This window comes from Caulobacter sp. SL161, from assembly GCF_026672375.1.
GTDB lineage: Bacteria > Pseudomonadota > Alphaproteobacteria > Caulobacterales > Caulobacteraceae > Caulobacter.
The window spans coordinates 3,725,444-3,752,440 of sequence record NZ_JAPPRA010000001.1; the positions used below are offsets into that span (position 1 = coordinate 3,725,444).

At 70.0% G+C, this 26,997-nt stretch carries 20 protein-coding genes and 2 pseudogenes; 15 read left to right on the forward strand and 7 right to left on the reverse strand.

The genetic code is table 11. From position 1 onward, the window contains the following. The first annotated feature begins 19 nt into the window (after positions 1-19). From OVA11_RS18385 to OVA11_RS18430, 11 genes and pseudogenes are all read left to right on the forward strand, one after another. Positions 20-1,930 (forward strand): sialate O-acetylesterase, encoded by a 1,911-nt coding sequence (locus tag OVA11_RS18385; RefSeq protein WP_268068685.1) that lies wholly within the window; start codon positions 20-22, stop codon positions 1,928-1,930. Between the two features lie 3 nt (positions 1,931-1,933). After that, positions 1,934-2,057: pseudogene (locus tag OVA11_RS19740) on the forward strand (hypothetical protein); the annotation flags it as partial. A 55-nt stretch (positions 2,058-2,112) separates the two neighbouring features. Then, the gene (locus tag OVA11_RS18390; protein ID WP_268068686.1) at positions 2,113-4,878 is read left to right on the forward strand and encodes a glycosyl hydrolase 115 family protein; all 2,766 of its coding nucleotides are present in this window, start codon (positions 2,113-2,115) and stop codon (positions 4,876-4,878) included. Between the two features lie 70 nt (positions 4,879-4,948). Beyond that, a complete protein-coding gene (locus OVA11_RS18395; RefSeq protein WP_268068687.1) occupies positions 4,949-5,362 on the forward strand; it encodes a group III truncated hemoglobin in 414 nt (137 codons plus the stop codon). Next, positions 5,359-6,069 carry a 2OG-Fe dioxygenase family protein gene (locus tag OVA11_RS18400; RefSeq protein WP_268068688.1) on the forward strand — a complete coding sequence of 237 codons (711 nt, stop codon included), beginning with the start codon at positions 5,359-5,361 and terminating at the stop codon, positions 6,067-6,069. Before OVA11_RS18395 ends, OVA11_RS18400 begins: the two co-directional genes overlap by 4 nt. A gap of 32 nt (positions 6,070-6,101) precedes the next feature. Continuing rightward, positions 6,102-7,583 carry an HWE histidine kinase domain-containing protein gene (locus OVA11_RS18405; RefSeq protein WP_268068689.1) on the forward strand — a complete coding sequence of 494 codons (1,482 nt, stop codon included), beginning with the start codon at positions 6,102-6,104 and terminating at the stop codon, positions 7,581-7,583. 149 nt (positions 7,584-7,732) lie between these two features. After that, positions 7,733-8,362, forward strand: a complete 630-nt coding sequence (locus OVA11_RS18410) for a PepSY-associated TM helix domain-containing protein (RefSeq protein WP_268068690.1) — start codon at positions 7,733-7,735, stop codon at positions 8,360-8,362. 10 nt (positions 8,363-8,372) lie between these two features. After that, positions 8,373-8,888, forward strand: a complete 516-nt coding sequence (locus tag OVA11_RS18415; protein WP_268068691.1) for a DUF2271 domain-containing protein — start codon at positions 8,373-8,375, stop codon at positions 8,886-8,888. Continuing rightward, positions 8,885-9,763: a DUF4198 domain-containing protein gene (locus OVA11_RS18420; protein ID WP_268068692.1), complete on the forward strand. Its 879-nt coding sequence runs from the start codon at positions 8,885-8,887 to the stop codon at positions 9,761-9,763. Before OVA11_RS18415 ends, OVA11_RS18420 begins: the two co-directional genes overlap by 4 nt. A 167-nt stretch (positions 9,764-9,930) precedes the next feature. After that, positions 9,931-10,883, forward strand: a pseudogene (locus tag OVA11_RS18425) (FAD:protein FMN transferase). Then, positions 10,883-12,397, forward strand: coding sequence for a sulfite reductase subunit alpha (locus OVA11_RS18430; RefSeq protein ID WP_268068693.1), 1,515 nt, complete (start codon positions 10,883-10,885; stop codon positions 12,395-12,397). The pseudogene OVA11_RS18425 and the gene OVA11_RS18430 overlap by 1 nt, the downstream one beginning before the upstream one ends. A 145-nt stretch (positions 12,398-12,542) precedes the next feature. On the opposite strand, the gene mobA is transcribed toward OVA11_RS18430, so the two are convergent. Continuing rightward, entirely contained in the window at positions 12,543-13,055 is a 513-nt protein-coding gene (mobA, locus tag OVA11_RS18435; RefSeq protein WP_268068694.1) for a molybdenum cofactor guanylyltransferase, read from the reverse strand. Positions 13,056-13,142: 87 nt separating this feature from the next. Here mobA and OVA11_RS18440 point away from each other — a divergent pair, with 87 nt between their 5' ends. Beyond that, positions 13,143-14,198 carry a LacI family DNA-binding transcriptional regulator gene (locus tag OVA11_RS18440; protein WP_268068695.1) on the forward strand — a complete coding sequence of 352 codons (1,056 nt, stop codon included), beginning with the start codon at positions 13,143-13,145 and terminating at the stop codon, positions 14,196-14,198. 39 nt (positions 14,199-14,237) lie between these two features. Here OVA11_RS18440 and argJ read toward each other — a convergent pair whose 3' ends face one another. Together argJ and OVA11_RS18450 are read right to left on the reverse strand one after the other, a co-directional pair. After that, entirely contained in the window at positions 14,238-15,671 is a 1,434-nt protein-coding gene (gene argJ, locus OVA11_RS18445) for a bifunctional glutamate N-acetyltransferase/amino-acid acetyltransferase ArgJ (RefSeq protein ID WP_268068696.1), read from the reverse strand. Between the two features lie 15 nt (positions 15,672-15,686). After that, a complete protein-coding gene (locus tag OVA11_RS18450) occupies positions 15,687-16,652 on the reverse strand; it encodes a peptidylprolyl isomerase (protein WP_268068697.1) in 966 nt (321 codons plus the stop codon). A gap of 297 nt (positions 16,653-16,949) precedes the next feature. On the opposite strand from OVA11_RS18450, the gene secA reads away from it, so the two are divergent. Further along, on the forward strand, positions 16,950-19,721 hold the full coding sequence (secA, locus tag OVA11_RS18455; RefSeq protein ID WP_268068698.1) for a preprotein translocase subunit SecA: 2,772 nt from the start codon (positions 16,950-16,952) through the stop codon (positions 19,719-19,721). Between the two features lie 142 nt (positions 19,722-19,863). Here the strand turns inward: secA and OVA11_RS18460 are convergent, their stop codons facing one another. After that, positions 19,864-21,234, reverse strand: coding sequence for an MFS transporter (locus OVA11_RS18460; protein ID WP_268068699.1), 1,371 nt, complete (start codon positions 21,232-21,234; stop codon positions 19,864-19,866). Positions 21,235-21,317: 83 nt separating this feature from the next. Here OVA11_RS18460 and OVA11_RS18465 point away from each other — a divergent pair, with 83 nt between their 5' ends. Continuing rightward, the gene (locus OVA11_RS18465) at positions 21,318-22,022 is read left to right on the forward strand and encodes an ArsR/SmtB family transcription factor (RefSeq protein ID WP_268068700.1); all 705 of its coding nucleotides are present in this window, start codon (positions 21,318-21,320) and stop codon (positions 22,020-22,022) included. Positions 22,023-22,045: 23 nt separating this feature from the next. On the opposite strand, the gene OVA11_RS18470 is transcribed toward OVA11_RS18465, so the two are convergent. Continuing rightward, positions 22,046-22,909, reverse strand: coding sequence for a hypothetical protein (locus OVA11_RS18470; RefSeq protein ID WP_268068701.1), 864 nt, complete (start codon positions 22,907-22,909; stop codon positions 22,046-22,048). Between the two features lie 216 nt (positions 22,910-23,125). On the opposite strand from OVA11_RS18470, the gene OVA11_RS18475 reads away from it, so the two are divergent. Further along, positions 23,126-23,698, forward strand: a complete 573-nt coding sequence (locus OVA11_RS18475) for an SH3 domain-containing protein (RefSeq protein WP_268068702.1) — start codon at positions 23,126-23,128, stop codon at positions 23,696-23,698. A gap of 137 nt (positions 23,699-23,835) precedes the next feature. On the opposite strand, the gene OVA11_RS18480 is transcribed toward OVA11_RS18475, so the two are convergent. Together OVA11_RS18480 and OVA11_RS18485 are read right to left on the reverse strand one after the other, a co-directional pair. Further along, positions 23,836-24,357 (reverse strand): CPBP family glutamic-type intramembrane protease, encoded by a 522-nt coding sequence (locus OVA11_RS18480; protein WP_268068703.1) that lies wholly within the window; start codon positions 24,355-24,357, stop codon positions 23,836-23,838. Positions 24,358-24,405: 48 nt separating this feature from the next. Further along, a complete protein-coding gene (locus OVA11_RS18485; protein ID WP_268068704.1) occupies positions 24,406-26,958 on the reverse strand; it encodes a hybrid sensor histidine kinase/response regulator in 2,553 nt (850 codons plus the stop codon). Between the last annotated feature and the right edge of the window lie 39 nt (positions 26,959-26,997).

The following is a 26,997-nucleotide window of genomic DNA, read 5'->3' on the forward strand; positions in this document are numbered from 1 at the left end:
TGCGGCACGGGAGTTCACCATGCGCCGTCTCGCGCCGATCCTGCTGGCCGCCCTGGCCGTTTCGCCGGCTAGCGCCCAGTCTCTCCTCAACGGCCTGTTCGCCGACCACGCCGTGGTCCAGCGCGACCGCCCCCTGCCGGTGTTCGGGACCGCCAAGCCGGGCGAGACCGTCACCGCGTCCTTCGCCGGCCAGACCCTGACCGCCAAGGCCGGTCCCGACGGCGCCTGGCGCGTCAACTTCCCGGCCACGCCCGCCGGCGGCCCCTACGCCCTGACCGCCGCCACCGCCTCGGCCAAGGCCAGCGCGTCCGACGTGCTGGTCGGCGATGTCTGGCTGTGCTCGGGCCAGTCGAACATGGATATGCAGGTCTCCGCCTCCGGCGACGCCTGGAACCAGATCAACAACGGCGCGCCCAACGACACGATCCGCATGGCGACCATCGAGAAGGCCGACGCCCGCTCGCCCGCCAAGGACTTCAAGAAGCCGCCCGTCTGGAAGCCGACCAGCAAGGACACGGTCGGCGCCTTCTCGGCCAGCTGCTTCTACTTCGCCCGCGAGCTGCAGAAGACGCGTCAGGTGCCGCTGGGCCTGATCCACGCCTCGTGGGGCGGCTCGGGCATCGAGGCCTGGATGACCCCGACGGCCCTGCGCAAGGTCGGCGGCTATGACGACGCCATCGAGGTCCTGAACCTGTCGATCACCGACCAGGCCGCCGCCAGCCGCCGCTGGGGCGAGGTGATCAAGGCCTGGTGGAGCGCCAAGACCCCCGGCCAGGCGGCGCTGGCGCCCTGGACCGGCGCCGGGACCTGGACGGCCGCGCCGCAAGGCCTCGGGATCTGGGAGCGCTGGGGCGTTCCGGCCCTGGCCGAGTTCAACGGCGTCGTCTGGTTCAAGACCGAGATCGAACTGACGGCCGCCCAGGCCGCGCAGGCCGCCACCTTGGGCCTCGCCCAGATCGACGAGATGGACACCACCTATCTCAACGGCGTGGGCGTCGGCGCGACCTCGGGCTCCTGGCTGGAGCGCCGCTACGCCCTGCCCGCCGGCGCGCTGAGGGTCGGCAAGAACACCCTGGTGGTCTCGGCCTACGACACCTACGCCAACGGCGGGATGTATGGCGATCCGGCCAAGCGGGTCCTGACCCTGGCCGATGGAACGTCGCTGCCGCTGACCGACTGGACATACCGGATCGAGCCTCGCGCCGGCGGCGATCCGCCCCGCGCGCCGTGGGACACCCTGTCGGGCGTCTCCACCCTCTATAACGGCATGATCGCCCCGATGGGTCCTTATGCCTATGCGGGCCTGGCCTGGTATCAGGGCGAGACCAATGTCGGCCGCGACAAGGCCTATGTCGGCCTGCTGGGCGCCTTCATGGCCGAGCGCCGTCTGGGCCAGTCGCCCGACATGCCGGCCCTGGTGGTGCAACTGGCCGACTATGGCGGCTTCGCCATCGCGCCGGGTCAGCCCGCGGCCACCGCCGCCCTGCGCGACGCCCAGCGCCGCGCGGTCGCCGCCGATCCCCGTGCGGGCCTCGTGGTCACCCACGACATCGGCGACCCCTACGACATCCACCCCGCCAACAAGCAGGAGGTCGGCCGCCGCCTGGCCCTGGCCGCCCGCCGCCTCTACGGCGAGCCGGTGACCACCGGCCCCGAGGTCGTCTCCGCCAAGCGGACCGGCGAGACCGTGGTGGTCAGCTTCGCCCAGGTGGGTGGCGGACGGCTAGTGTCGCGCGGCTCTGACCGCGTGATCGGCTTTGAGCTGTGCGACACGACCTGCCGCTGGGTCGACGGCCGCATCGACGGGACCTCGGTGGTGCTGAACGGGTCCGGCTCCAAGGTCCGCTTCGCCTGGGCCGACAGCCCCACGTTCAATCTGTTCGACGCCGCCGATCTGCCGGCCGGACCGTTCGAGATCGAGGTTCAGTAGTGTCCGCAGCGCCCCCTCCGTCACGAGGCTTCGCCTCGCGCCACCTCCCCCGTTTTACGGGTGAGGAGGATGCGATCTCCCTCCTGCCCCGCTTGCGGGGGAGGTGGCGCGGCGCCGAGAGGCGACGCTACGGAGGGGGCGTCTGGGCCGCCGCGTCCGCCCTCGCCCTGGCCGCCGGTCTGTTGACGTCCGTCGCCCTCCCCACCCCGGCTGAGGCCGCCGAGCCCGCCGCGATCAGCCTGTCGCCCAGCGCCGAGGCCTTTCCGCTGATCGCCGGCGGCAAGCCCGCGCGGATCGCCTATGACACCACCGACTTCCCCGGCGCGATCCGCGCGATCCACGGGCTGCGCAGCGACCTGACGGCCCTGTCCGGCGCCGGCGCCGGCGCCGACAAGGACGCGCCGCTGGTCATCATCGGCACGATCGGCAAGAGCGCGGCCATCGACGCCCTGATCGCCTCGGGCAAGCTGGACGTGTCCCAGGTGAAGGGACGCTGGGAGGCCTTCGTCCAGCAGGTCGTCGAGAACCCGCGCCCGGGCGTCGCCCGCGCCCTGGTGATCGCCGGCTCCGACAAGCGCGGCACGATCTACGGGGCCTATGACCTGTCCGAGCGCGCGGGCGTCTCGCCCTGGACCTGGTGGGCCGACGTCCCCGTCCCCCGGCGCGCCAACGTCTATGTCGCCCCCGGCGCCAATGTTCAAAAGCCCGCCGTCAAGTATCGCGGCATCTTCCTCAACGACGAGGAGCCCGCGCTCGGCTCGTGGGCGCGCGCCAAGTTCGGCGGGATCAACCACGCCTTCTACGAGCGGGTCTTCGAGCTGATCCTGCGGCTGAAGGGCGACTTCCTGTGGCCGGCCATGTGGGGCAAGGCGCTGTATGACGACGACCCGCTGACCGCCTCGCTGGCCGACGAGATGGGCGTGGTCCTGGGAACCTCGCACCACGAGCCGATGAGCCGCGCCCACGTCGAGTGGGATCGCCACGGCGCGGGCGCGTGGGACTACGCCAAGAACGCGGAGAACCTGCGCGCGTTCTGGCGCGACGGCGTCGAGCGCATGGGCGCCAACGAGAGCCTTGTCACCGTGGGCATGCGCGGCGACGGCGACGAGCCGATGACGCAGGGCACGGCGACCCGCCTGCTGGAGACCATCGTCGCCGACCAGCGCCAGATCATCGCCGAGGTCACCAAGAAGCCCGCCGCCGAGACGCCGCAGGTCTGGGCGCTCTACAAGGAAGTCCAGGACTATTTCGACGCGGGGATGCGGGTTCCCGACGACGTGACCCTGCTGTTCGCCGACGACAACTGGGGCAACATCCGCCGCCTGCCCGAGCCGGGCAAGACGCGCCCGGGCGGCTACGGCGTCTACTACCACTTCGACTATGTGGGCGGCCCTCGGAACTACAAGTGGCTGAACACCAACCAGATCGAGCGCACCTGGGAGCAGATGAAGCTGGCCGCCGACCATGGGGCCGACCGCCTGTGGATCGTCAATGTCGGCGACCTCAAGCCCATGGAGCTGCCGACCGAGTTCTTCCTCGACTACGCTTGGAACCCGGCGGCCATGCCCGTCGAGACCTTGCCGCGCTACACGACCGCCTGGGCGGCCCAGCAGTTCGGCCCCGAGCGGGCGAGCCAGATCGCCGCCGTGCTGGACGGCTACACCATGCTGAACGCGCGCCGTAAGCCCGAGCTGATCGACGCGGCGACCTTCAGCCTCGTTCACTTCAACGAGGCCGAGCGGGTGGAGGGCGAGTGGGCGGCGCTGGAGGCGCGCGTCGACGCCCTGCGCGCGGCCATCCCCAAGGAACAGGACAGCGCCTTCGTCCAGCTGGCCTGGTTCCCGGTGAAGGCGGCGGCCAACTATAACCGGCTGCAGATCGCGACCGGCCGTAACCGCCTGTGGGCCGGCCAGGGGCGGATCGCCGCCAATGCGCAGGCCGACCTGGTCAAGACCCTGTTCGCGCGGGACGCCGAACTGACGCGCCTGCACGACGCCCTCAACGGCGGCAAGTGGCGTCACATGATGGACCAGACCCATATCGGCTACACCAGTTGGCAGCAGCCGGCGCAGAATATCATGCCGGCCACCCAGACCGTCGCGGCCGCCGCCGGCTGGGGCGTCGCGGTCGAGGGCGGCGGCGAGGCTCCGCCCGCGCTGGCGCGCTGGGGCGCGAACCGCCGGTGGATCGACGTGTTCAGCAAGGGCGCGCCGATCGCCGTCACGGCCGTCAGCGACGCCCCCTGGCTCAAGGTGACGACCGGCCCCGCCAACGCCTCGGGCGACGTGCGCCTGGAGGTCTCGGCCGATTGGAGCCAGGCCCCCAAGGGCCAGACCTCCGGCCTGGTGAAGATCATCGTCGGCGGCGAGACCCGCACCGTCTCGATCACCGCCTCGAACCCTGCCCGCGCGCCGGCTCGAGGAGCCTTCGTCGAGGCCGGAGGCGTCACGGCGATCGAGGCTGAACACCACGCCGCCGCGAAGGGCGGACAGGGCGTCGCCTGGGCCACCATCCCCAACCTTGGGCGCACGCTGTCGGGCGTGACCAGCTATCCGTCCACCGCGCCCAGCTCCAAGCCGGGCGGCGCGTCGCCGGCGCTCGAGTATCTGGTCGACTTCGAGGCGGCGGGACCGGTGGACCTGACCGTGCTCGTCTCCCCGACCCTGGACTTCCGAGGCGGCAAGGGCCTGGCCTATGCGGTCTCGATCGGCGACGGCGCGCCGGTGATCGTCAACAGCCAGCCCGACGCCTCGGAGGCCGCCTGGAACAAGGCGGTCGCCGACAATGTCCGCGCGCAGACGACACGGCTGGAGGTCCCCTCGGCCGGACCGCACCGGGTGCGGCTGTGGCGGGTGGATCCCGGCGTCGTGTTCCAGCGGCTGGTGCTGTCGCGCGGCCCGCTGCCCGCCAGCTATCTGGGTCCGCCCGAGAGCGTCCGGGCCCCTTAAGTAAGAATCCGAAGCCAAGTGTGATCACACCGGGGTTCTGTAGGGAGACGCGAGGGTCCATATCGCGGCCATGTCCGTTTCCCCGCGCTCCCAGGCTCGCGCCGACGCCGCTCCGTTCACCGACGAGGAGATCGACCGGCTGGTCGAGACCTTCTATGCGCGGATCCGCCAGCACCACCGCCTGGGCCCGGTCTTCGAGACCGCGATCGGCCCCGACGGCTGGCCCGAGCACCTGGCCACGCTGAAGGACTTCTGGTCGTCGGTGCTGAACACCTCGGGCCGCTACAAGGGCCAGCCGGTGGTCGCCCACCGGGGCGTCGAGGGGATCACCGAGGGGCTATTCACGCCGTGGCTGGGTCTCTTCCACATGACCTGCGCCGAGCTGTTCGACGCGCCCCGCGCGGCGATCATCGGCCAGAAGGCCGAGCGGATCGCGGCCACCCTGAAACTGGGGCTGTTTCACCGGTCAGGAGCCGTCGCTTGAGCCCGCGCGCGGACCTGGCGGACCAGGGCTTCATCCGCTTCGCGGCGAGCGACACCCGCGCCGTTCTGGGCTCCGAGGTGATGGCGGGGTGGCAGACCTTCGCCGCCAGCTGGAACGACCTTGGCCTCGACACCTTCATGGCCGACGGCGGTCGCTATCGGCGTCGGCGCTTCGCGGCGTTCTCGGTCGCGCCGGGCCTTTTGGAGCGCAAGCCGCACCAGCCGCACTGGCAGAGCCGCGACTACAACCCGCTGAACGGCGGCGTGCAGCGCTGGTTCGAGCCGGTCACCGACGTGATCGCCGATCATCCGGTGACGCGAGGCGTCATCGCCGCCGGGCTTGAGCTTTTCGATCCGCTGTCGCCGACCTCCGGGACGCCCTGGCACGTGGAGATGCACCAGTTCCGCATCGAGGCGCGGATCGGCGAACAGGGCCTGCCCACGCCAGAGGGCGCGCACCGGGACGGCGTCGACTGGGTGATCGTCATGCTGGTCGACCGCCAGAACGTCGACAGCGGCGTCACCGATATCTACGCCCCCGACGGGACGAGCCTGGGCTCGTTCACCCTGACCGCGCCCGGCGACGCGGTGTTTCTGGACGACCACCGCGTCCTGCATGGCGTCACCCCGATCCGCCCCCTCGACGTCCAGACGCCGGCCGTCCGTGATGTGCTGGTTATCACATTCCGTCGGGAGGAAACGGCGTAGGTTTCCCGGCGCGCAGAAGCCGCCACGACGGTTTGCCTCATGCGCCAACCATTTGGACCGGCGCCCGCGCGTGTAACGGTGGGGGTCCGTCTCCCTGGGATCGGGCGTCCATTTACATGTCTCGAGACGACCAGACCCGCCCGCCCGATCCGTCGCCTCCGCGCCGCGACCTGCTGTCCGGCGCCATGGCCGACGCGGTCCCGATACTGATCAGCTATGTCGATCGCGACGAGCGCTATCGCTTCGTCAATCGCGCCTATGAGCGCTGGTTCGGCATAGATCGCGCCGATATCGAGGGCCGCCGCCTGTGCGAGGTGATCGGCGACGTCGCCTATCAGCGGCTACGAGGTCACGTGCGCCGGGCCTTGGCGGGCGAGACCCTGACCTTCGAGAGCGAGGTCGACTACCAGGGCGCGGGCTGCCGCTTCATCGAGGCGAAATATGTCCCGGACATCACGCCCGACGGCGACATCCCCGGCTACTATGCGCTGATCAGCGACATCACCGATCGCAAGCGCGCCGAGGAGACCGAGCGCCTTCTGGTCCGCGAGGTCGACCACCGCGCCAAGAACGTCCTGACCGTCGTGCAATCCCTGGCTCAGCTCACGCCCTTCGAGAGCAAGGACCAGTATGTGCAGGCCTTGTCGGGCCGGATCGGCTCCCTGGCGCGCGCCCACAGCCTGCTGTCGACAACCCGCTGGAGCGGGGTGGACCTGCATGATCTTCTGGAACTGGAACTGGATCCGTACGGCGGCGAAGCGGGCGAGCAGATCGCGATCCTGGGTCCCCCGGCCCTGATCGACGCGCAGGCGGCCCAGTCTCTGGCCCTGGTCGTTCACGAACTGGCCACCAACGCCAGCAAGTACGGCGCCCTGTCGCGCCCGCTGGGCCGACTGAACGTCAGCTGGGGCTTCGGCGACGCGGGCGTGCTGCATCTGACCTGGCGCGAGGATGCTGGGGTGTCGGTTGCGGCGCCAACGCAGCGCGGCTTCGGCTCGACCCTTATCCAAAGCGCGGTCAAGCAGCTGGGCGCGCGGATTGAACACATCTGGCGGCCGCAGGGGCTGAAAGTCCGCCTCGACCTGCTGAGCGGCGCACAGCCTCGTCCGGCCGAGGGCGCGCCAGTCTATCGCCCGGGCCTGAGCGCCGAAGGCGACACCAGCCTGGACGACCGGCAGGTGCTCATCGTCGAGGACGAGGCCGTCGTGGCCATGGAGCTGACGCGCATGCTGACCGCCGCCGGAGCCAAGGTCGTCGGCCCGGCCGGCACCATCGAGGAAGCGTTGGCGCTGCTGGACGCCCACCCGGTCGACTGCGCGCTTCTGGACGTCAATCTGGGCGGTCTCCCCATCACGCCCGTGGCCCACGCCCTGCACCGCCGGGGCGTCCCCTTCGTCTATCTGACCGGCTATCAGGAGCCGGCGGTCGACGACGCGCCGATTCTGCGCAAGCCGGTTCCCGCCCACGTGCTGCTCGGCGCCCTGGCGCGCGGAACCCAGTTGACGGCACAATAGGCCGCAACACGCCCGCCTTGCTTGGAACACAGCCAGGCTGGACGCTATGCGGACGATCTTGCCCACGGCGCCGCCTTGCCCCTTGAAATTGCAATTCGTTCTCAAGTAAGGACAGGCACCCTGTCGCTCAGCCCCTGTCGCGTCCGCCTGTGAAATCCGCCGCCGCCCAACATCGCCGCTCGTTCTGGCTGAAACAGCTGCACCAGTGGCACTGGATCAGCGCGGCGCTGTCGCTGATCGGCATGCTGCTGTTCGCGATCACCGGCATCACCCTGAACCACGCCGGCCAGATCGAGGCCGAGCCCAAGGTGGTCAGCCGCAAGGCGACCCTGCCGCCCGACCTGCTGGCGGTGCTGGCCAAGGGTCCGGAAGAGGGTAAGCGCCCCCTGCCCGTCCAGCTTGAGCCGTTCCTCGACGAGGCCGTCGGCGCCGACGTGGCCGGACGCGAGGGCGAATGGTCGCCCGACGAGGTCTATGTGGCCCTGGCCCGGCCGGGCGGCGACGCCTGGGTGGCGATCGACCGCGAAACCGGCGCCGTCGAGCACGAAAAGACCACGCGCGGCGCGATCAGCCTGCTCAACGACCTGCACAAGGGCCGCAACACCGGCAAGGCCTGGAGCTGGTTCATCGACATCTTCGCGGCCGCCTGCGTGATCTTCACGGTCACCGGCCTGATCCTGCTGCAGTTCCACGCCCGCGCGCGCCCCCTGACCTGGCCGCTGGTCGGGCTGGGCCTGGTCGCGCCCGTCCTTCTTGTCATCCTGTTCGTCCACCTCTGAGGCAGACACCGTGAAGCGTTCGATCTCCCTGCTCACCTTCGCCGGCGCCGCTGTCGCCGCCCCGGCGATGGCCGCCGACCTCAATGTCACGGTCGAGGTGCCCAAGCTGAATGTGGCCGAGTACCACAAGCCCTATGTGGCGATCTGGATCGAGAACCCGGCCGACTCCACCGCCGCCGGCACCCTGGCTGTCTGGTACGACGCCAAGAACCGCGAGGACAACGGCGCCAAGTGGCTGAAGGACATGCGCCAGTGGTGGCGCAAGGCCGGCCGCGAAATGAGCTTCCCCGCCGACGGCGTCAGCGGCGCCACCCGCGCGCCGGGCCCGCACAAGCTGGTCTTCTCCGACGCCAAGGGCGCCCTGAAGGGCCTGAAGCCCGGCCAGTACAACCTGGTCGTCGAGGCCGCCCGCGAGGTCGGCGGCCACGAGGCCGTCCGCGTGCCCTTCACCTGGGGCAAGCCCGGCAAGCCGGCTTCGGCCAAGGGCTCGGCCGAGCTGGGCGCCGTCACCGTTTCCGTGAAGTGAGAAAAGCCATGACCTTCAAGACGCGCCTGCTCGCTGTCGCTGCCGTCAGCGTCGCCCTGGCCCTGCCGATGTCGGCCTCCGCCCACCGGGGCTGGATGGTGCCGGCCTTCACCACCCTGTCGGGCGACGGGGCCTGGGTGACGGTCGACGCGGCCATCTCCAACGAGCTGTTCTATCCGGACCACCGCGCGATGCGCACCGACGGGGTCAAGGTGATCGCGCCCGACGGCGCGGCCGACAAGATCCAGAACGCCGCCACCGGCCAGTACCGCTCGACCTTCGACGTCCAGCTGACCAAGCCGGGCACCTATAAGATCTTCACGGCCAGCAACACCGTCATGGCCAGCTGGACCGAGAACGGCGAGGTCAAGCGTTTCCGCGGCTCGCCCGAGGACTTCGCCAAGCAGGTCCCGGCCGGCGCCGCCGACCTGAAGACCATCAAGTCCAGCAACCGCAACGAAACCTTCGTCACCCGCGACAAGCCGACCCTCGAGGCCCTCAAGCCGACGGGCCAGGGCCTGGAGCTGGTCCCGGTCACCCACCCGACCGACGTGATCGCCACCGAGGCGGCCACCTTCAAGTTCGTGCTGGACGGCAAGCCGGCCGCCGATCTGGAGGTCACCTTCGTGCCCGGCGGCGCGCGCTGGCGCGCCACCCCCGGCGAGATCAAGGTCAAGTCGGGTCCCGACGGCGCGGTGAAGGTCACCCTGCCGGAAGCGGGCATGTATTGGGTCAACGCCACGGTCCGCTCGGGCGCCGACGCGCGCGGCGGCATGGGCGGCCCTCCGGGCGGCGCCCCCGCGCCCGCCACCCCGCTGGCCGGCGACGGCATGAGCGCCAGCTACACCGCCGTCATCGAAGCCCAGCGGCCTTAAAAAGGACCTGTCATCCCGGCCGCAGCGCAGCGGAGAGCCGGGGCCGCCGCAGGCTCAACGCTTGCCGCGGTCCCGGCTCGGCGCGCTCCGCGCTTGGCCGGGATGACAGTTTTCAAAGAATGCCTCGCGTCCTCGTCCCCGCCATCGCCACGCCGCCCGCCCGCCCCGTGGGCGGGCTTGTCCGCGCGTTCGGGGGCCAGACCATGGGCACGACCTGGTCGGTCAAGGCGGTGCTGCCGGCCACGACTGATCTTGCCGCCCTTGACGCGAGCGTTCAGCGCGCCCTCGACGGCGTCGTCGCGCAGATGAGCCCCTGGGCGCCGCTGTCGGACCTCTGTCGCTACAACCGCGCCGCACCGGGCAGTTGGACCGTGCTGCCGCAGGACACCCTGACCGTGCTGCGCCGGGCCCTCGCGGTCGCCGCGCAGAGCGACGGCGCGTTCGATCCGACGCTGGGCGCCCTGACCGACCTCTGGGGCTTTGGCCCGCGTCCGTTCGCCGGCGAGCCGCCGCAGGCTGAGACCCTGGCCCCGCGCCGCGAGGCCTGCGGCTGGAAGCGCCTGGTGCTGGACGGGCAGGCCCTGTTCCAGCCGGGCGGGCTGAAGCTCGACTTGAACGGCATCGCCAAGGGCTTCGGCGTCGACCAGGCCGCCGCCGCGCTGGATCGCGCCGGGGTCAAAAGCTACCTCGTCGAGGTCGGCGGCGAACTGCGCGGGATCGGCGCCAAGCCCGACGGCCAGCCCTGGTGGGTCGAGCTGGAACGTCCGCCGCCGTTCGAGCCCGCCGCCAACGACACCCAGAAGACCCTCGTGGCCCTGCATGACCTGGCCGTGCCACCTCGGGCGACTATCGCCGGTTCTTCGACCATGGCGGCCGCCGCTACGCCCACACCCTGGACCCGGCCACCGGCGCGCCGGTCGTCCACCCCACGGTCAGCGTCACGGTGCTGGCCAAGGACTGCATGAGCGCCGACGCCTGGGCCACGGCCCTGACCGTCATGCCGCCGGAGCGCGCCCTGGCCTTCGCCGCCGCCCATGACCTGGCCGCCCTGATCGTCAGCCGAGGCGCCGCCGGCCTCGAAGAGCGCCTGTCGCCCGCACTACAGGCGATGCTGGACTGATGCCCGACCTTTCCGCCCTTTCCCCCGAGGCCCGTCGCTGGTTCTGGGCCGGCGTCGTCGTGGCGCTGTACGCCCTCTTCTGCCTGGCCATCGCCCTGCGCGAGGCCTGGCGCGGCCAGCGGGCGCGGCGGGCGGCCGAGGCCCTGTCGCAGGGCGCAGGCGAGCCGGTGCTGGTCGCCTACGCCAGCCAGACGGGCTTCGCCGAGGAACTGGCGACGGCCACGGCCAAGGCCCTGTCGGACGCCGGCGCGCCGATCACCCTGAAGGACCTTTCGGCCGTCACCGCCGGCGACCTGACGGGCCGCGCCCTGTTCGTGGTCAGCACCACCGGCGAGGGCGACGCGCCCGACCCGGCCCGCGCCTTCATCCGCGACGTGATGAAGGGACCGGCCGACCTTTCGGGTCTGCGCTACGGCGTGCTGGCGCTCGGGGATTCCACCTACGCCCACTACTGCGCCTTCGGGCGCGCGCTGGACGCCTGGCTGGCGGGCCAGGGCGCTCAAGCCCTGTTCGACCGTGTGGAGGTGGATGACGCCGACCCGGCCGCCCTGCGCCACTGGCAGGGACAGCTGGCGACCCTGACCGGCGTCACCGACGCGCCCGACTGGACGCGGCCGACCTATGACGCGTGGACCCTGGCCGAGCGAACGCTGCTGAACCCCGGCAGCCCGGGCGGCGAGGCCTGGCACATCCGCCTGACGCCGCCCAAGAGCGCGGACTGGCAGGCCGGCGACATCCTCGAGATCGGCCCGCGCAACGATCCGGCCCAGGTCGCGGCCCTAGTCGCAGCCCTGGACCTGCCGGCCGCCACTGCCGACACCCTGGCGGGTCTTCGCCTGCCGCAGGACGAGGCCGCCCTCGAAGCCCTGCGCGGGGTGTCGCCCGAAGCCCTGGCCCAGCGCCTGACCGCCCTGCCCCATCGCGAGTACTCGATCGCCTCGCTGCCCGGCGACGGCGGGGTCGAGCTGATCGTCCGCCTGATGACCCGCGCCGACGGGGCGCTGGGCCTGGGCTCAGGCTGGCTGTGCCGCCATGCGCCGATCGGCGCGGCGATCGAGGCGCGGGTGCGCGTCAACCGCAGCTTCCACGCGCCTGAGGCCAAGCGGCCGCTGATCCTGATCGGTTCGGGCACGGGCCTGGCGGGCCTGCGCGCGCACCTGAAGGCCCGCGCCGCCGCCGGCCTGCGCTGGAACTGGCTGGTCTTCGGCGAGCGCACCGCCGCTCACGACTATTTCCACCGCGCCGAGCTGGAAGCCTGGAAGGCCTGCGGCCTGCTGGACCGGCTGGACCTGGCCTTCTCCCGCGACCAGGCCGAGCGGATCTATGTCCAGCATCGCCTGCGGGAGAACGCCGACGTCCTGCGCCGCTGGGTGGCGAATGGCTCGGCGATCTATGTCTGCGGGTCGCTGGAGGGCATGTCGCGCGAGGTTCATGCCGCCCTGGTCGAGATCCTCGGCGCGCCGCTGCTGGAGCGCCTGACCGACGAGGGGCGGTATCGGCGGGACGTGTACTAGGCGCTGTGGAGCGCCCCCTCCGTCATGTCGCCTGCGGCGCCGCGACACCTCCCCCGCAAGCGGGGCAGGAGGATAGCCAGACCTCCTCACCCGCGACGCGGGGGAGGTGGATCGACGCGGATACGCGGCGAGACGGAGGGGGCGCTCAGCCCCGTAGCAGCTCGTCCCGCTCCTCCGGCGTATTGGCCCCACGCAGCCGCAGGAGGGCGCCGTCCGGAACCGGCAGGGTGACGAGGCCCGCGCGCTCCACCAGCCGCCGCAACGGCCACCCGGCCTCGGCGTCGGCCGGCAAGGCCGCAGCGTCCAGCACCATCGGCACGGGCAAGCCCTCGTAGCAGCCGCCCTTCGCCAGCAGGGGCGCCAGGTCGCCCGGCGTGATCGTCGGCGCGTCGACCGCCAGCACCAGCAGCCGTGCGGTCCCCAGCGCCTGTGCGCCCGCCAGCACCCCGCCGACGGGCCCCGCCCCCGCCGCGTCGTCGGCGACCCAGGGCCAGCCGAGGTCCGCCCCCGCCGTCACCAGCGCCTGCGCCCCGACGGCGCGCGCCAGGTCGGCGACACGGTCGACGGCCCGGCGGCCGTCCCAATCCAGCCCGGCCTTGTCACGGCCCATGCGCCGTGAGCCGCCGCCGCACAGAATGATCGCGCCCAGAGAGGTCATGCGCCCGGTTTAGCAGGATTTCCCGCCGCTCTTCCAAGTCCTACCCGAAGCGGTCTAGTGTCCCGGGCGAGGGGGACGGAATTTAGAATGAACCAGCCTGTCGAGCGCCAGCGTCGCCGGACGACTCAGAGCGCCACGATCCGCGACGTGGCGGCCCGGGCGGGGGTCTCGCCGATGACGGTGTCGCGGGTCATCAATCGCGAGACCACGGTCAAGGAAGAGACCCGCCAACTGGTCGAGAAGGCCATCGCCGATCTCAACTACGCGCCCAATCCCGCCGCCCGCAGCCTGGCCGGCAGCGCGCCGTTCCGCATCGGTCTGCTCTATGACAACCCCTCGACGGGCTATCTGTCGGAGTTCCTGGTCGGGGCGCTGGACGAAAGCAGCCGCACCGGCGCCCAGATCGTCATCGAAAAGTGCGCCGAGCCGGAGCTGGCCCGCGCCACCCTGGCCCGCCTGCTGAAGACCGGCGTCGACGGCCTGATCCTGCCCCCGCCCCTGTGCGAGTCGCCCGAGGTTCTGGCCGAGATCCGCGCGGCGGGCGCCGCCGCCGTGGCCGTGGCCCCGGGCACGGCCAGCGCCGACATGGCCACCATCCGCATCGACAACGAGGCGGCCGCCTTCGAGCTGACCCAGCACCTGATCGGTCTGGGCCACAAGCGCTTCGGCTTCATCAAGGGCCACCCGAACCAGACGGTCAGCCAGCAGCGCCTGGACGGCTTCATGACCGCCCTCAAGGCCGCCGGGATCCCGCAGGAGGCCATCCGGGTCGAGCAGGGCTATTTCACCTATCGCTCGGGCCTGGAGGCGGCCGAGCGCCTGCTGGCCGCCGATCCGCGTCCGACCGCGATCTTCGCGGCCAATGACGACATGGCCGCCGCCACGGCGGGTGTCGCCCATCGCCTGGGTCTCGACGTGCCGGGCGACGTCTCGATCGTCGGCTTCGACGACACCTCGATCGCCGACAACATCTGGCCGCCGCTCACCACCGTCCACCAGCCGATCGCGGCCATGGCCCGCGCGGCCGTCGATCTGGTGCTGGAAGAGATCCGCCGCCACCGCGACGGCGGCGGCGAACCGCGCCAGCTGATGCACCCCCATACGCTGATCGTGCGGGATTCCAGCGGGCCGGCGGGGGCTTAGAGGAATCCCTCTCTCATGGAGAGAGGGATTCTGTTTTCCCTAGCTACGGTAGTCCCCGTTGATCGCCACGTACTGCTTGGTCAGGTCGCAGGTCCACACCGTGGCCGAGCCGCGGCCGACGCCGACGTCGACCGAGACCTCGAAGGCCTGGTTCTTGACGTAGGCGCTCATCTTGGCCTCGTCGTATTCGGCCGAGATCAGGCCGTCGCGGGCCGCGTAGAGGTCGCCGAACTTGACGCTGATCTTCTCGCGGGCGACCGGCTCGTCGGCGCGGCCCACGGCCATGACGATGCGGCCCCAGTTGGCGTCCTCGCCGGCGAAGGCGGTCTTGACCAGCGGGCTCTCGGCGATGGTGCGGGCGATCTTGCGGGCGCTGGCGGGGCTTTCGGCGCCGTTGACGGTGATCTTGACGAACTTGGTCGCGCCCTCGCCGTCCTTGACAAGTTGCAGGGCCAGATCCAGCAGCACGCCCTCCAGCTTTTCGCGGAAGTCGGCCAGGCGCTTGTCGCCCGCGCGGTGGATCTTGGGCGCGCCCGACTGGCCGGTGGCGAACAGCAAGAGCGTGTCGTTGGTCGAGCGGTCGCCGTCCACCGTCACGCAGTTGAAGGTGGTGCGGGTATACAGACTGACCAGGGTCTGCAGGGCCGCCGGAGCGATGGCCGCGTCGGTGGCCACGAAGGCCAGCATGGTGGCCATGTCGGGCGCGATCATGCCCGAGCCCTTGGCGATGCCGGCGATCTTGACCTCGACACCGTCGATCATCGCGGTCGCATAGGCGCCCTTCGGGAAGGTGTCGGTGGTCATGATCGCCCGGCCGGCTTCGGCCCAGGCGTCGGCCTTCAGGCGGCCTTCCACCTCGGGCAGGCGGGCGGTGATCTTGCTGTCGTCCAGGATGACGCCGATGACGCCGGTCGAGGCCATCATCACGTCGCGCTGGCGGCAGTCCAGGCGCTTGCCCACGGCCGTGGCCACGCGGCGCACTGCGTCGGCGCCCGGCTTGCCGGTGAAGCTGTTGGCGCAGCCGGCGTTGACCACCAGGGCCCGCACGTCGGCGCCGCCCGTCGCGGCCAGCTGGCGCTTGCACCAGTCGACGGGCGCAGAGCCCACGCCGTGGCGCGTAAAGACGCCCGCCGCCGAGGTGCCTTCGGCGAAGCGCATCAGCAGCAGGTCCTCGCGCTCGTGCTTGTAGAAGCCCGCCCGGCCGGTGGCGATCTCGACGCCGGCGATCGGCGGGATGGTCGGGAACGGCACGGCCAGCGGCGAGATCGCCAGACCCGGCTTGCCCGCACCGGTGGCGGCCTTGGCCGGGGCGGCGGGGGCCTGTTCGGCCTCACCGGCCGACTTCTGGGCGCGGCGCAGGCCGGCGCGCTTCAGGGCCGAGGTCAGCGGATCGACGATCGCGTCGATCACCCCGTGCGAGCGTTCGGCGGGTTCGGCGGCGGTATCGGCGGGCGTCTTCGTCGTCTTGGGCATGGACCGCTCTACTGACTACTTCTTCGCGGGTTGGGCGGGAGGCGGCGGAGCCGAGGCCGGCGCGGCGCCTTGCAGCTCCGGCGGGGCCGAGGCGGGTTCCTCGGCGCTGCCGGCCGGCAGCTCCTGCGACTTGCCGATCATCATCTCGACCTTGGCCGAGCCGCGCAGCTTCTCGAGGATGTCGCGGACCTGATCATAGGTCAGAAAGCGGATGATCTGCGGGCGCGCGGCCTCCAGGGTGATCGGCTCCTCGACGCGCTTGTCCTCGACCCGGACGAGGACCCAGCCGCCCTCGGCCGCGAACGGGCCGACCAGCGCGCCCTTCTGGGCGTCCTTCAGGGCCACGCCATAGGCTTCGGGCATCACGTCCAGGGTGAAATAGCCCAGGTCCCCGCCGTTGAAGCGGGTGGCCTGGTCGGTCGAGCGCTCCATGGCCAGGGCGTCGAACGAGGCCCCGGTGGCCAGGAGCTTCTTGATACTCTCGGCCTCGGCCTGGCTGCCGACCAGGATCTGGCGGGCGCGGATCTCCTCGGATCGCTTGGAGAGCTTCTGCTGCTCGGCGTAGAGCTTGCGGATGGCGTCCTCGGTCACGGCCTTCTCGACCACGCCCTCGACCAGCATATCGCCCAGGATGCGCTCGCGGGCGGCGGCCAGGCGGCGCTGGGCCAGCGGGTCCTTGTCCAGCTTGCGCTTGGTGGCCTCGGCGGCCAGCAGCTTCTGGTCGATGACCTCGTCGAGGCGCTGGCGGAACACCTCGCTGGAGATGTCCAGCGGCTCGCCCTCGCTGATCAGCCCTTGCGCCACGGCCTCGCGCTTGACGTCGCTGGCCCAGATCACCTGGCCGTTGACGCGCGCCACGGCGGTGTCGCCGGGCTCGGGCGGCTTTTCGGCGACCTTGTTCTGGCCGCAGGAGGCGATCAACAGCGCGCAGGCCATAGCGCCCAGCGCGCCCATCAGGCGGATAGAGGTCTTCAAGGCCAAGATCTCCGGCTTTGCTGAAATGGGCTCTAGCGCGGTTTTTACCCAAGGGGAAACGGCTTCGCCGCCGAAAGCGTTCTGCTCTCTGAAAACCGCCCCTGGAGCCAAGGTTTCAGCTGCTTAAACCCTCTTTGTTCTAGGGTCTTCGCGTTGACACCACGGGGGGCGGTGCTTAAGTCTCCGGCCGCACCGGAACAGCGTGTTTACGCGTTGTTGCGGCCGATTTTCATCTCCGTAGTCGAGGCCTCTCAGCCTTAGCGCCGGCCTCCTCGTCCAAACCGCCCTCCGGATTCCCCCTGAATGCTTGGTTTCGCCAAAAAGCTCTTCGGCTCTTCCAACGAACGCAAGGTCAAGACGCTGACCGGGCGGGTGGCCAAGATCAACGCCTATGAAGCCGAATACGCCGCCCTCTCCGACGAGGCGCTGAAGGGCAAGACCGCCGAGTTCAAGGCGCGCCTGGAAAAGGGCGAGACCCTCGACGACATCCTCAATGAAGCCTTCGCCGTCGTCCGCGAGGCCTCCAAGCGCGTGCTGGGCATGCGCCACTTCGACGTCCAGATGGTGGGCGGCATGGTGCTGCACTTCTCGGGCATCTCGGAGATGCGCACCGGTGAAGGCAAGACCCTGGTCGCCACCCTGCCGACCTATCTGAACGCCCTGGAAGGCAAGGGCGTCCACGTCATCACCGTCAACGACTATCTGGCTCGCCGCGACGCCGACTGGATGGGTCAGGTCTACAACTTCCTGGGCCTGTCGTACGGCGTGATCGTCAACGGTCTGAGCCAGGGCGAGCGCCAGCGCGCCTATCGCAGCGACATCACCTACGGCACCAACAACGAATTCGGCTTCGACTATCTGCGCGACAACCTGGTCTACAGCGTCGACGAGATGGTCCAGCGCGGCCACAACTTCGCGATCGTCGACGAGGTCGACTCGATCCTGATCGACGAGGCGCGCACCCCGCTGATCATCTCGGGTCCGACCGAGGACCGCAGCAGCTTCTACAAGACCATCGACGTGCTGGTTAAGGAGCTGATCCTCGACAAGACCACCTACGATCACGACGAAAAGCAGCGCCAGGTCATCCTGACCGAAGACGGCCAGGAGAAGATCGAAGAGATCCTGATGTCGGGCGGCCACCTGGCAGAGGACTCGGCGGGCCTCTACGACGCGGCCAACGTCTCGGTGGTGCACCACGTCAACCAGGCCCTGCGCGCCAACATCCTGTACACGCGCGACAAGGACTACATCGTCAAGGGCGGCGAGGTTGTCCTGATCGACGAGTTCACCGGTCGCATGATGACCGGCCGCCGCCTGTCGGAAGGCCTGCACCAGGCCATCGAGGCCAAGGAAGGCGCCGACATCCAGCCCGAGAACCAGACCCTGGCCTCGGTGACGATCCAGAACTACTTCCGCCTCTACAAGAAGCTGTCGGGCATGACCGGCACGGCCTCGACCGAGGCCCAGGAATTCGACGACATCTACAAGATGAGCGTCTCGGAAATTCCGACCAACCGCACCATCCAGCGCATCGACGACGACGACGAGGTCTATCGCACCGAGCGCGAGAAGAACGAGGCCATCCTCAAGCAGATCGCCGACTGCCACGTGCGCGGCCAGCCGATCCTGGTCGGCACCGTCTCGATCGAGAAGTCCGAAGAGCTGTCCAAGCTGCTGTCGAACTACAGCTTCGAGAAGGACGGCAAGAAGGTGAAGGGCATCCCGCACCAGGTGCTGAACGCCCGCTTCCACGAGCAGGAAGCCGTGATCGTCGCCGACGCGGGCGTGCCCGGCGCGGTGACCATCGCCACCAACATGGCCGGCCGCGGCACCGACATCCAGCTGGGCGGCAGCATCGACATGCGCCTGTTCAACTGGCGCCAGCAGCAGCGCGGCATGGGTCTGGAGATCACCGTCGAGGACGAGGCCGAAGAGCGCGCCCGCCTCGAGACCGAGATCGCCGACAAGAAGGCCCAGGCCCTGGCCGCCGGCGGCCTGTTCGTGCTGGGCACCGAGCGTCACGAAAGCCGCCGCATCGACAACCAGCTGCGCGGCCGCACCGGCCGTCAGGGCGACCCGGGTCGTTCGAAGTTCTTCCTGTCGTGCGAGGACGACCTGCTGCGCATCTTCGCCGGCGAGCGCCTGGACGCGATCATGCGCACCTTCGGCGTCCAGGAAGGCGAGGCCATCACCCACAAGTGGCTGAACAACGCCATCGCCACGGCGCAAAAGCGCGTCGAGCAGCGGAACTACGAAATCCGCAAGAACCTCCTGAAGTACGACGACGTCGTCAACGACCAGCGCAAGGCCGTGTTCGAGCAGCGCCAGGAGTTCATGGAGTCCAGCGACCTCTCGGAAATCATCACCGAGATGCGTCACGACACGATCGACGACCTGGTCCTGCGCCACCTGCCGCCCAAGGCCTATGCCGAGCAGTGGGACGTCGAGGGCCTGACCGAGCGCGTCAAGTCGATCCTGGGCCTGGATTTGCCGATCGCCGAGTGGGCCGCCGAGGAAGGCATCGCCGACGAGGAGATGAAGGAACGCATCACCAAGGCGGCCGACGAGTACGCGGCCCAGCGCGAGGTGATCATCACGCCCGAGCAGATGCGCTCGGTCGAGAAGAGCTTCCTGCTGCAGATGATCGATCTGCAGTGGCGCGAACACCTGATGCACCTGGATCACCTGCGCAACGTCATCGGCCTGCGCGGCTATGGCCAGCGTGATCCGCTGAACGAGTACAAGACCGAGGCCTTCTCGCTGTTCGAGAAGCTCTTGGGCGACCTGCGCACCAACACCACCCGCTGGCTGATGACGGTCGAGATCGCCTACGCCGAGCCGGAAGTCCCGCACACGCCGCTGGACAATCTGGTCGAGGTGCACCTGGATCCGCTGACCGGCGAAAACGCCGCCTTCGCCGGCGGCATCCCAGAAGGCCTGTCGCCCACCCAGCGCGAGGCCCTGCCCGTCTCGGCCCTGCCGGAAGGCTGGGACCGCACCAACCGCAACGCCCCCTGCCCCTGCGGCTCGGGCAAGAAGTTCAAGCAGTGCCACGGCTCGCTGGTGCGGTGAGCTGAACGGATCTGAGTGAAGACAAAGAGCCCGCCTCGGGAGACCAGGGCGGGCTTTTGTTTCCCCTATCGCCCTGCGGGAGAGGCGACCCGCAGGGTTGGGTAAGGGGCGCCCCTGGCGTGTCTGTGAGGTCTCTGCCCCCTCATCCGGCGTTACACGCCACCCTCTTCCGCGTGGGGACAAGGATAACCCCCACCGCAACGACCAGCATCGCCGCCGCCGCAACGCCTGAAAGTCGTACTCCGGCGAACACATCGAGGCTGGCCAAGCCGCCGAAGATCGCTACACCGGCCGCGCCCCCGACCTGGCGACAGGCGTTGAGCGCGCCGGAGGCCGCGCCGGCCTCATGGCGGTCGACGCTGGCCAACAGACCGCTGGTCAGGGCCGGGATGGCCAGGCCCATGCCGCCAGGGATCAGAGCGAAGCCGGGCAGCATCTCCAGCATGCCGCTCGCCCCGTCCAACCGCGCGGTCAGAGCGTAGCCGCACGCCGCGATAGCCACGCCGCTCGCGGTCACGACCTTCGCTCCAAAGCGCGAAACGAGGCCGCCGCTGGCGAGGTTGGAGACGATGAAGGTGGCTGTCAGCGGCAGAAAGGCCAGTCCAGCCTTGCCCGGCGGCCAGCCCAGGCCACGCAACATGTAGAGACCCAGCACGAAGATCATCCCGTAGTAGGTGAGGTTCAGGGTCGAGCCGACCACCACCGCCAGCCACGCCGGTCGCCGGGCGAAGGCGCGCAGCGGCATGACCGGATGGGGCGCGCGGCGCTGATGGAACAGGAACAGCGCGACGAGCAGCAAGCCTGCGACCAGCGCACCCGTCGGGCCGGCCCGCCATCCGCGATGACCGCCCTCGATCAGCGCGCCAACCACGAGGGTGACGGCGACGGCGGCCAGCAACTGCCCCGTCATGTCCGGGGGCGTGGTTTTCCGGGGCGGGGTCGTCGGAGCGACGATCTGGGTCAGAACCGCGCCCAGCAGGCAGATCGGCAGGTTGACGAAGAACACCCAGCGCCAGCCCAGGGTCTCGACCAGCAGGCCGCCCAGCACGGGTCCGGCGGCGATCGACACCCCGCCGGCGGCCGTCCACCACCCCACCGCTGTGGCCCGCCCGCGGTCGTCCCCGTGGGCGGCATTGGCGATCAGGGCCAGCGACGGCGGGATCAGCAAGGCCCCGGCCGCCCCTTGAGCCGCGCGAGCCACGATCAGGCTCAACGGTCCAGGGGCCAGGCCGCAGATCGCCGAAGCCGCGCCGAACAGCACCAGGCCCCAGACGAAGGCCCGCTTGGGCCCGACGCGGTCGCCGATCGCCCCCGCCGACAGCAGCATCGCCGCCAGCGCCAGGACGTAGGCGTCGACCAGCCACTGTAGCTGCGCCGTCGAAGCGCCGAACGCCTGGCCGATGGCGTCCAGCGCGACATTGACGATGGTGACGTCGAGCTGAGTGACGAAGAAGCCGAAGCTGGCGGCGGCGGTGACCCAGCCCAGGCGGGGCGTGTGCGAAGGAGCGATCATGGCCCGGTCATGCGTCCTGCCGCGCCGGGGTTGTTACACGTGTCGATGAACCATCACGGCCAAATTGGGTCTAAGGTGGCGACATGGACGCCAATATCGCCTCCCCCGCCGCCCTGATCGGCGACCCGACCCGCGCGGCCATGCTGCAGGCGCTGCAAGACGGCCGGGCCCAGCCCGCCAGCGCCCTGGCCTGGGCCGCCGGCGTCACCGCCCAGGCGGCCAGCAACCACCTGGCCAAGCTGGTCGACGGCGGTCTCCTGGCGGTCGAGCGCCAGGGCCGCCATCGCTATTACCGCCTGGCCTCCGCCGATGTGGCGCACGCCATCGAGGCCCTGTCGGTGATCGCCGCCCCCGTCCGCTCGCTGGCGATCCCCCGCACGCCCAAGGCCCGGGCCCTGCGCGACGCTCGCTGCTGCTATGGCCATCTGGCAGGCCGCCTCGGCGTGAAGGTCTGCGACGCCCTGCTCGAGCGCGACCTGATCCGCATGGCCGGGGAGAGGCTCTATGCCGTCACCCCCGCCGGCCAGGCCTGGTTCAAGGACCTCGGCGTTTCGCCCCAGACCCAGCGCGGCGCGCGCGGTGTGGCGCGGCCATGCCTGGACTGGACAGAGCGCCGCCATCACCTCGCAGGCCCCCTGGGCGTCAAGCTGCTGGCGACGATGACCGAGCGGGGCTGGCTGGCCCTGGAGCCCAAGGGACGCGCGGTCCGCCTGACGCCCGACGGCGCGCGGGCGCTTCGGGAACGGCTGGGCGTAAGCCTTGAGGACGCCGATCAGGCGGCGGCGTAGCCCCCGCGCCGAAGACTCAGCGACTACTGATTCCCAGAATAGGGCACGCCCTTGACGGTTTCGTCGAAAGCGGTCGGCGGGTTGTCCGGCAAGTCGCGCAGCTTGGCCTTGGGCGCGCTCAGTTCCCGCAGCCGCCAGGCGTTGGGTCCAACGCGCGTGAAGACCGCCGGGGTCTCTTCGCCGTAACCTTTCAGCCCCATGCCGGGATTGTCCTCCTCGGTGGCCGGACGCAGGCAGTAACCCTTGATCTTGGTGTCGCTGACCCACTCGGTGATCAGGCAGCGCGACTTGAACTCGAATTTGCGGTGCGGCTTGCTCGACCAGTCGCGCAGCTCGGTGCTGGCGCGGGGGTCGTCGTCCGCCTCAAGGGTCTCGGCCTGGGACGAAATCGCGAGCACGGCGCCCCGCCACTGGCCGAGTTCGGAAGATTCGATCTCGACGCCTCGCTTGTCATAGAAGGTGCTGATGGGCACGTAGTCGGCGGGCGCAGCGAAATAGGACGTGACGACCTCGTAGACGGTCTGCATGCCTTGGACGGTCGGCACCTCAAAGACACGCGTCAGCACGCTGAAGGTTTCCTCGTCGTCGGTCACCGTCAGGCTGGGCTGGCCGTTGTGCTGCAGCGTCAGGGTCGGACCCTTGCGCGCGTCCGGCTGGCCCAATTCCTTCAGCAACTTGGCCTCGACAAGGCGCTCCTCGTCACGTTGGGCGTACAGGTCGAACTGCGGCAGCTCTGGCTCCGGCGCGGTGGCGGACGTCGCCGGTGCGACAGGCTTGGGCGCTTCGGCCGGCGGCTTGGCGGCGCCGGGCGGCTTGTCACAGCCGGACAGCGCCGCCAGGGCGGTCAGGGTCAGGGCGAGCGTGATGGATTTGGACTGCGACGACATAAGCCCCCCCGGGCGACTGAACTGGCGACCGCACCCTAGCCAGAAGCGCCCGGCGAGCAAGGCGGCGCCGCGTGCGGTTGTGCGGGGCGAAGATTTTTTCACATGAACGAAATCTGTCGGAACGGTCGGCGCAACCGTTCAGCTTGGCCCTGCCATGGTCTGTCTCACGGGGTTGCTGACCCCGCAGACTTTCAAAAGGGACGAAGGACCAAGACCATGACCATCACGACTAAGATCAAGACGATCACCCTGACCCTGGGCGCCGCCGCCACCGCGCTGGCGATGACCGCCGCGCCCGCCGCCCACGCCATGGACGAAAAGCTGGGCGGCGTCGTCGGCTGCAAGGCCTCGGGCAAGAAGCAGGAAGTCGGCGCCGTCGTCGGGGCCCTGCTGGGCGCCGCGGCCGGCTCGAACCTGGCCAAGAACGACCAGGGCACGGGCACGGCGATCGGCGCGGTGGTCGGCGCGGGCGCCGGCTCGCTGATCGGCTGCAAGATGCAGAAGAGCGACGCGGCCCAGGAGGTCGGCGGGATCTACAAGTCGGGCGGCTTCCGCTACGCCCAGACCGTCCAGGCCGCCCCGCTGGTCAAGATCGAGAAGAAGATGGTCGCCCGTTCGACCGTCAACCTGCGGGCTTCGGCCTCCACCCGGGGCGAACGCCTGGGCGCGGTGGACTCGGGCACGACCTTCCAGGCCCTGGGCCGCACCAAGGACGGCAAGTGGATCCTGGTTGGCCAGGACGGCGTCGGCGTCGGCTTCGTCTCCAGCGCCTACGTCTACCGCGCCTAAGCGGGGCTAGAGCGATCGAGGGCTAAACCCCCTCGCCGAGCTTTCGGGGCGCGACCGCTCCGTCCCTCTGGCCGCGTTCCGAGAAGAGAGCCCGTCCGGTCTCCCCATGACCGGGCGGGCTTTTTCGTGGGCGAGGCTCAGGACAGCGCGCTGACCCCGCCCAGCCAGGTCTGCCAGACCACCACCAGCGCCCAGTGCAACAGCACCGCCGGCCAGACCGAGCCGGTCACCCGCTTGGTCACCGCGCAACCCAGACCCAGCACCGCGCAGCACAACAGGAAGTCGGCCCGCAGGAACACCGGCGCGGCGTTGGGCAGGAAAGTCAGGGCCTCGATCACGTGCCACAGCACATAGAGGCCGGTGGCGACCCCGATCTCGACCCACGGCCGCCGCCCCTGGCCCGGCCCCGGCGTCAGCACCGCGCGGAACGGGATCTCCTCGCCCAGCGCCGGGATCAGGATCACCGTCAGCATCCGAAGAGCCAGGTCCGGCTGGGTGGGGGTCAGGTGATAGAGACCGGTCGAGAAGCCGATGGCGGCCATGGTCGCCAGGGTCAGCGCCGAGACCCCGAGGCAGAACAGCCACCCCCGCGCGCTCGGCAGAGTGCGCAGGCTGGTGATCAGGCGCTGGCGGTACATCTCAATGCTCTGCGCCATCATCGACCTGGACCCGATCCCATACGCGTCGCTCCCGCAAGGCGCGTGCGCCTACAACGCCCCCAGCCTCGCCGCCGCGTCGCGGGCCAGGCTCTGGGCCAGGCAGCGGTCCATGACCGATAAGAGATTGCGCAGATCGATGGGCTTGGCGACGTGGGCGTCGCAGCCGGCGTCGAGGCAGGTTTTGATCTGGGCCGACATGACGTCGGCGGTCAGGGCGACCACCGGCAGGCGGGCGAAGCGTGGGTCCTGGCGCAGGCGGCGGGTGGCCTCCAGCCCGTCCATGACCGGCATGTTGACGTCCATCAGCACCAGATCGACCGCTTCGTGCTGCAAGACGTCCAGCGCGTGTCGACCGTTCTCGGCCTCGACCAGTTCGCACTCGAACGGCTCGAGGAACAGGCGGATGACGCGGCGGTTGACGGGGTGGTCGTCGACGACCAGCACACGGCGGCCCTGCAGGGCGGCGGCGCCGATCGACTCGCTGGTCGCGCCCGCCTCGCTCGGCGCGGCCTCTATGGCGAGGGCCTGGTCCATCACCATCTCGATGGTGAAGACCGAACCCACGCCCTCCTCGCTTTCGACCTTGATGTCGCCGCGCATCATCTCGACCAGCCGGCGGGTGATGTTGAGCCCCAGGCCGGTACCGCCGAAGTTTCGCGTCGTCGAGGCGTCAGCCTGGGTGAAGGGCCGGAACAGCTTGGCGACCGTGGCCTCGTTCATGCCGATGCCGGTGTCGGCCACGCGCAGGCGCACCCGGACACGGTCGCCCGCCTCGGGGTAGCAGGCCAGCGCCACCTCGACCTTGCCCTGGCTGGTGAACTTCAGGGCGTTGGAGACAAGGTTGCTCAGGCACTGGCGCACCCGCACGCCATCAAACATCAGCCATCCGGGCGCCTCGCCATCCAACTGGAAGGTCAGGGTCACGCCCTTCTCGCGCGCGGTCGGTTGATAGCCGCCCACCAGGCGCGCGCAGGTCTGAACGAGATCACCCGCGGTCGGCGCGATCTCAAGCTTTCCCGCCTCGATCTTAGAAAGGTCCAGTATGTCGTTCAGCAGCACCAGCAGGGTGTCGCCGCTGTCGAGGATCAGGTCGACCTGCTCGCGCTGGAGGGGAGTCAGCTGATCCGAGCGCAACGCCTGGGCCAGGCCCAGCATGCCGTTCAGGGGCGTGCGAAGCTCGTGGCTCATCACGGCCAGGAACGCCGACTTCGCGGTGCTGGCCGCTTCCGCCCGCTCCTGGGCGAGCCGGAGCCGTCGCGAGGCCCCGCGCTGGTGCACGGCCCACGCTGCGGCGCCCGCCACCAACACGCCCAGCAGCAGCGCGATCACGACCGAGGCCCGCGCCAGGCTCCGGGACAGGCGGACCTGTTCGGTGAGGCGACGGCTCTCGTCGCGCTTGACCCGCAGCTCGCTTTCCAGCGCCGCCGACATCTCGGCGACGCCCTTGGCGTAGGCGTTGCGCGAGGCCAGACCGTCGGCCTTGCGCCAGGCGTCCAGTTTCCGGAACGCGTCGGCGCTGCGTCCCTCATACTGATCGATATAGGCCTCGACCAAGGCCTCCAGCGGCCGATCGCGCGAGGCCAGGGTCTCGGGGATGGTCTTCAGTCGTTCCAGATCGCGCCGCGCCGCCTGGGACTGCCCCAGCTGCGCCAGCGCCAGCGCCCGCTGTCCCAGCATGCGAACCTGCAGGCGACGATCGGGGTTGGCCAAAAGGCCAGCAGCGGGCGCCAGGCACTGGATCACCCGCTCGGGCGCCTCGCGCAGGCCCGCGATCCGCGCGCAGAGGAACCGGTCCCAGGTGACCAGGCCCGGATCGCCATCCGCCATGGTCAACTTGTGATGCAGGGCCGCAAAGCGTTCGGCGGCGGCCAGTTCGCCCAGGTCCGCCGCGCTGAAGGCGATGTCGTAGATCCGCTCGATCTTGCGAACATAGAAGGTGTCCCGCTCGTCCAGCGCGGCCGCCTGGGCCATGTGATCGAGCGCGCCTTCCTTGTCGCCGAGATCCGACAGCGTATAGCTGTGCACCTGATGCAGCTCGGCCAGCAGCGGCCGGGCGATGTGGCCGCGGCGTTCAAGGTCGCCGGTCAGTTCCGCCGCCAGCCGCGCCGCCTCCGCCCAGCGGCCGATCTGTCCCAGGTGACGGACCCGCTCAATGCCCGCCATCAGCCGGATGTCCGGGCCTGACGACTTCAGAAAGCGGTCCCAGTCCTTGTCCTGAAAGGCCTGAAAGCCGCCGCTCTCGTGCCGGTAGGCCAGCACCTCGAGGTCGACCAGGGCTTCGAGCGTCGCATCCTTGTCGCGTCGCGCCACCTCGCGCGTGCGGGCCGCCCAGGCGTCGAACCGTCCCTGAATCTGGTTGCTCTTGAGTGCGTAGAGCACGCGCCATAGACCGTAGAGACGCTCCTGCCCCGCCTCGCGCAGGGCGCGGCGGCCGGCCCGTTCGATATCGTCATTGTCGCGGGGCGGTTTGCGGACCTCGTGCGCGCCGATCTTCTGGTTCAGCTGCTCAAGCCGCTGGGCGAGGGGCGCGTCGCTCTTGGCCCAGGCGCTGCTGGCGCCGAAGGTCATGACCAACACGAAGAGAATCAGTACGCGCCGCAAGTCCGTATCCTGGAATCTGCGGCAACCCTTGGCCGCCAG

What these genes read in the sequence shown, in the direction of transcription:
- mobA (WP_268068694.1), bottom strand. Translation starts at nt 13,055, where the DNA reads ATGACCTCTCTGGGCGCGATCATTCTGTGCGGCGGCGGCTCACGGCGC.
- secA (WP_268068698.1), top strand. Translation starts at nt 16,950, where the DNA reads ATGCTTGGTTTCGCCAAAAAGCTCTTCGGCTCTTCCAACGAACGCAAG.
- OVA11_RS18440 (WP_268068695.1), top strand. Translation starts at nt 13,143, where the DNA reads ATGAACCAGCCTGTCGAGCGCCAGCGTCGCCGGACGACTCAGAGCGCC.
- OVA11_RS18475 (WP_268068702.1), top strand. Translation starts at nt 23,126, where the DNA reads ATGACCATCACGACTAAGATCAAGACGATCACCCTGACCCTGGGCGCC.
- OVA11_RS18470 (WP_268068701.1), bottom strand. Translation starts at nt 22,909, where the DNA reads ATGTCGTCGCAGTCCAAATCCATCACGCTCGCCCTGACCCTGACCGCC.
- OVA11_RS18480 (WP_268068703.1), bottom strand. Translation starts at nt 24,357, where the DNA reads ATGATGGCGCAGAGCATTGAGATGTACCGCCAGCGCCTGATCACCAGC.
- OVA11_RS18395 (WP_268068687.1), top strand. Translation starts at nt 4,949, where the DNA reads ATGTCCGTTTCCCCGCGCTCCCAGGCTCGCGCCGACGCCGCTCCGTTC.
- OVA11_RS18385 (WP_268068685.1), top strand. Translation starts at nt 20, where the DNA reads ATGCGCCGTCTCGCGCCGATCCTGCTGGCCGCCCTGGCCGTTTCGCCG.
- OVA11_RS18430 (WP_268068693.1), top strand. Translation starts at nt 10,883, where the DNA reads ATGCCCGACCTTTCCGCCCTTTCCCCCGAGGCCCGTCGCTGGTTCTGG.
- OVA11_RS18465 (WP_268068700.1), top strand. Translation starts at nt 21,318, where the DNA reads ATGGACGCCAATATCGCCTCCCCCGCCGCCCTGATCGGCGACCCGACC.
- argJ (WP_268068696.1), bottom strand. Translation starts at nt 15,671, where the DNA reads ATGCCCAAGACGACGAAGACGCCCGCCGATACCGCCGCCGAACCCGCC.
- OVA11_RS18460 (WP_268068699.1), bottom strand. Translation starts at nt 21,234, where the DNA reads ATGATCGCTCCTTCGCACACGCCCCGCCTGGGCTGGGTCACCGCCGCC.